Raw genomic sequence first — 3,577 nt, 5'->3', positions numbered from 1 at the left:
CCGCACGGCAAGAGGCCAGGCCCTGATGCGGCCTGGCCTCGACTGGTCGCAGTTCGCAGCAGTCAGCGCCGAGTTATTGATGAGTAACTCAAATATGGCGTGGTCGTTGGTTATGGTGTGAAGGTGACTGTGATCAGCGCGAAGCGGCTTTCCCCGTCGTCGCAGGAGGATCTGCGGCGGCGGGTGGTAGCTGCGGTGGAGTCGGGGTTGACTCAGGAGGCTGCGGCGGAGTCGTTCGGGGTGGGGTTGCGTTCGGTGTCGCGGTGGGTGAATGCGTTCCGGGGTAAGGGGAATCGGGGGCTTTCGGCGCGGAAACGTGGTCGTCGTGCGGGTGAGCAGAAGGCGTTGGACACGCGGGCGCAGGCGCGGGTGCGGCGTGCGGTGCTGGGCAGGTATCCGGATCAGCTGCAGCTGGTGGGGCTGGTGTGGACGCGGGGGCTGGTCGCTCAGCTGGTGAAGGATTGGTTCGGGCTGGAGTTGTCGCGGCAGACGATCGGGAAGTATCTGCGGTCGTGGGGCCTGTCCCCGCAGAAGCCGATCCGGGTGGCGTATGAGAAGAACCCTGAGGCGGTGCAGTTGTGGCTGGATGAGCGGTATCCGGCGATCGCCGCGCGGGCGAAACAGGAAAACGCCGTGGTGTTGTGGCTGGATCAGACCGGGCTGCGCTCGGACGCATCGGTGGCCGCGACCTGGGCACCGGTCGGGCAGACCCCGGCGGTGCCCAAGACCGGCAGGCGGTTCACGGTCAACGCGATGGCCGCGATCAGCAACAAGGGCGAACTCTATTTCACCGTGTTCGAGGGCGGATTCAATGTAGGAGTGATGATCACGTTCCTGGACCGGCTGGTCCGCCAGCTTGACCGCAAGGTCCACCTGATCGTGGACGGGCACCCCTCACACCGGGCGAAAGTGCTCAAAGCCTGGCTCGCCGAGCGGGCCGAGCGGATCGAGATGCACTTCCTGCCCGGCTACAGCCCCGAGCTCAACCCCGTCGAACTGCTCAACGGCGACCTCAAACGTCATGTCACCGCAACAACAACACCCCGATCCAAAGCCGAACTGGCGGCGGGCGCACGCACCCACCTGCGCCGCCGCCAGAACCAGCCCGACCGCGTCAAAGGCTTCTTCGGCAAGGAAGAAGTCCGCTACGCCGCAGACTGAACACGCCACATTTGCCTTGCGGCTCAATAAAACGTGTGCTGATCACTCCACCTGCGGCCGACTTGACCGCGAGCGCCATGAGAGCGCGAACGTCACGCCCCGAACTAACCTGTAGCCCGCGACTTCTTGCAGAAGTTGCGGGCGACATAGCCGATTCCGTCGTTGACCGATGCCACGGTTTGCAAGACGGTCTGTGAACTGTGGCGGCACCCGGGCCGTAGCCAGCCGGGTAGATCGCGCTCTGCCGCGTCGTATGCCAAATAAGGTGCCCGCTTGTCATCAGGGGCGCCGTAGTCGCGGACCAGGTGGACGGTGGGTGCGTCAGAAATCCAATCCCACCACTCGCCGGCCGCCTGAGCCGGTGCCGCGACCGACGTGGCCGTCATGACGGCACCGAGGGTCACGACCACCGCCCGGCCAGCCATCCCCAGCGAAGCTCGTTTCTTCATGTCTGCCACCCAGGGCTCGATTCCTCGAGGAGAGGCCTCCCCTCACAAAAAACGTATCGTCGTCACTCAACGGCTCGGTATCCGAAATCTGCGGAATACCCACCATTTCACCAGCGTCGTGCGATTCGGGTGTTTTACCTTGACGTCTCGCCATCTGTCGACAGATGGCATAAGGCAAGCGAGCGGAGGTCGGGCCGGGCCCGTTCGGCCTGACGGCGCTGCCGCAGTTTGAGCAGGTTTGTCCGTGCCTGTCGCGACTTCGCCCCTGCGGGTTGCGCCTGGCCCAGCACACGATGATCACGGCTTTGATTCTTCGGGAATGCGCCCGGCGACCGTGAAGGAGCAATGGTGCGGCGGCAACTCTCACCGTCCCGTGTGGACTGTCAACGCATCGTCGCGGACCAGGGGCTGGTGTTCGGGGAACCGTCCACACTGCCGGACGGACGGAAGCGTCCTTACTGGGACGAATCGGTGCACTACGTTTTCGACCTGGACGAGGTACTGACGCTGGAAGCCGACGTCGAAGTGCTGCAGTCGATGTGCCTGGACGCCGTGGACCACGTGATCAGCACCGACCGCTTCCGTGATTTCGCCATCCCGGAATGGGTGTGGCCGCATCTCGCCGAGTCGTGGCGGCGGCGCGATCCGCACGTGTACGGCCGCTTCGACCTGTGTTACGGCGGCTCCGGTCCGGCCAAGCTGCTCGAGTACAACGGCGACACGCCCACCTCGCTGCTGGAAGCGTCGGTCATCCAGTGGCAGGAAGACCGATGTCTTCCCTGAAGACGACCAGTGGAACTCGGTGCACGAAGCACTGGTCGCACGCTGGCGCGAGGTCGGCCCGCGGCTGCCGGCCAAGGAAGTCCACTTCGTGTGGAGCCACATGGAAACCTCGGGCGAGGATCACGTCAACGTCGCCTATCTCCAGGAGACCGCGGCCGAGGCCGGGCTGGACACCGCGGGCCTGCCGGTCGAAAAGATCGGCTGGAGTGTCGACCAGGCGCGGTTCGTCGACTCGACCGGTAAGCCGATGCACGCCGTGGCGAAGCTGTACCCGTGGGAGTGGCTGGTCGACGACTTGTTCGGTCCCAAGGTGGTCGCCGGCCTTCCCGGGGTCTCGTGGATCGAACCGCTGTGGAAGATGTTGCTGTCCAACAAGGCGCTGCTGGCGATCCTGTGGGAGATGTACCCCGGCCACCCGAACCTGCTGCCCGCGTACCTGGACGGGCCCCGTGAACTCACCGGCTACGTGCGCAAGCCGAAGCTCGGCAGGGAAGGGGCGAACATCCAGATCTGCGCACCCGGCCACGAACAGTCCGTCGGCGGTGCGTACGGGCAGGAAGGTCATGTGTACCAGGAGTTCGCCCCGCTGCCCGACTTCGACGGAATGCGGCCGGTGCTCGGCGCCCGGGTCGTCGGCGACGAGTCGGCAGGACTGGGCATCCGGGAGACCCCGGGGCTGATCACCGACGACGGCGCCACGTTCGTTCCCCATCGGATCGCCGCGAGTCACTGATCGAGTGCTCGCGACATCGAAAGAAACAGTAAGGAAGCTGATGACAGAGAACGTCACCCCCGAGGCCACCTCCGCCCGGGTCTGGGGCAGGCGCGCGGATCGAGTGCTCATGGGCGGCAAGGCCGCCACCGGGCTGGCGGCGATCGTCGCGTCCGCGTACGGGCTGAACCATGCCACGCCCCAGGAACCGCAGGTCGCCGCGGACACCGTGGACCGGCAGCCGCACGGGCAGTACAGCTACTCCATCTCCGGCAAGACCGCGAACCGTGAGTACGTGGCCATCGAGAAAGTGGACAAGAAGATCCACACCCGCGGCGGCCCCAGGCCAAGCCAGACGACCATTCGCGTCGGGACCGCCCCCATCATCATCGACAATGGCGCCGGCGGCCGCGACGGTTCCTCCGGCAGCTGACGACGTCCGGCTCAGTGGCGCAGTGAGTACGGCGCCACT

3 protein-coding genes and 1 pseudogene are annotated in these 3,577 nt (G+C 65.6%); 3 read left to right on the top strand and 1 reads right to left on the bottom strand.

Annotated elements, in window-relative coordinates; translation table 11 throughout:
• Window positions 1-123 precede the first annotated feature (123 nt).
• Entirely contained in the window at window positions 124-1,161 is a 1,038-nt protein-coding gene (locus ACFV15_RS31075; protein ID WP_378354716.1) for an IS630 family transposase, read from the top strand.
• Window positions 1,162-1,265: 104 nt separating this feature from the next.
• On the opposite strand, the gene ACFV15_RS31070 is transcribed toward ACFV15_RS31075, so the two are convergent.
• On the bottom strand, window positions 1,266-1,610 hold the full coding sequence (locus tag ACFV15_RS31070) for a hypothetical protein (protein ID WP_378354715.1): 345 nt from the start codon (window positions 1,608-1,610) through the stop codon (window positions 1,266-1,268).
• A 348-nt stretch (window positions 1,611-1,958) separates the two neighbouring features.
• Here ACFV15_RS31070 and ACFV15_RS31065 point away from each other — a divergent pair.
• Together ACFV15_RS31065 and ACFV15_RS31060 are read left to right on the top strand one after the other, a co-directional pair.
• Window positions 1,959-3,126, top strand: a pseudogene (locus ACFV15_RS31065) (glutathionylspermidine synthase family protein).
• A gap of 40 nt (window positions 3,127-3,166) precedes the next feature.
• Window positions 3,167-3,538, top strand: a complete 372-nt coding sequence (locus ACFV15_RS31060) for a hypothetical protein (RefSeq protein WP_378354713.1) — start codon at window positions 3,167-3,169, stop codon at window positions 3,536-3,538.
• The last annotated feature ends 39 nt before the right edge of the window (window positions 3,539-3,577 follow it).

This window comes from Amycolatopsis sp. NPDC059657, assembly GCF_042734395.1.
In the GTDB taxonomy this organism is placed as follows: Bacteria; Actinomycetota; Actinomycetes; order Mycobacteriales; family Pseudonocardiaceae; genus Amycolatopsis.
This window is presented reverse-complemented; position numbering and strand designations above follow the sequence as displayed.